Genomic DNA, 547 nt, shown 5'->3' on the forward strand with positions numbered 1-547 from the left:
CGCGTCCTCGAACTCCGGCGCCTGCTGCTGGCGCAGCGGGGCCTGTTCGCCGACAGCGCGGCCGCGCCGGCGCTCCTCGATACGATCCAGACGGATTATTTCGGCAGCGGCCTCGCCCTGCTCGACCGGGTGATCGCCGAAGGGCGGCAATCGGGACAATACACGATCGACGCCCGGGATCTCACGCGCCGCTACGTGGCGACCATGAATTCGATCGAACATCTCAGCGCCGTCTTCATCGACCAGATCGCCCGGCATTTCGAAATCCGGCGGCAACAGGCCCTGACCCACCTGGCCTGGATCAGCATCGCGACATGCGCCTCCCTGCTGGTCCTCGGCAGCCTGCTCCGCACCATTCGCGTCTCGGTGCTGCGCCCGCTCCTGGTCGCCCGCGCCATCATCATCGACCTCGCCGAGCACGGCAGCCAGGCCCCGCTGCCGCCGCTCGGCCCGTCGCACGAGATGCACCGGCTCTCCGAAGCCCTGTCCTGGCTGCGCGACAGCCTGCGCGAGCGCGAGGAACGCACCGCGATCCTGCAGCGCGAAG

At 69.3% G+C, this 547-nt stretch carries 1 protein-coding gene; it reads left to right on the forward strand.

Annotated features, from left to right (window positions below; all coding sequences use genetic code 11):
• The coding region (locus HUK84_RS22450) for a hypothetical protein (protein ID WP_218064516.1) at nt 1-547 on the forward strand (547 nt) is incomplete at both ends.

Origin of the sequence: Nguyenibacter vanlangensis (assembly GCF_013376155.1) — a bacterium.
In the GTDB taxonomy this organism is placed as follows: Bacteria; Pseudomonadota; Alphaproteobacteria; order Acetobacterales; family Acetobacteraceae; genus Gluconacetobacter; species Gluconacetobacter vanlangensis.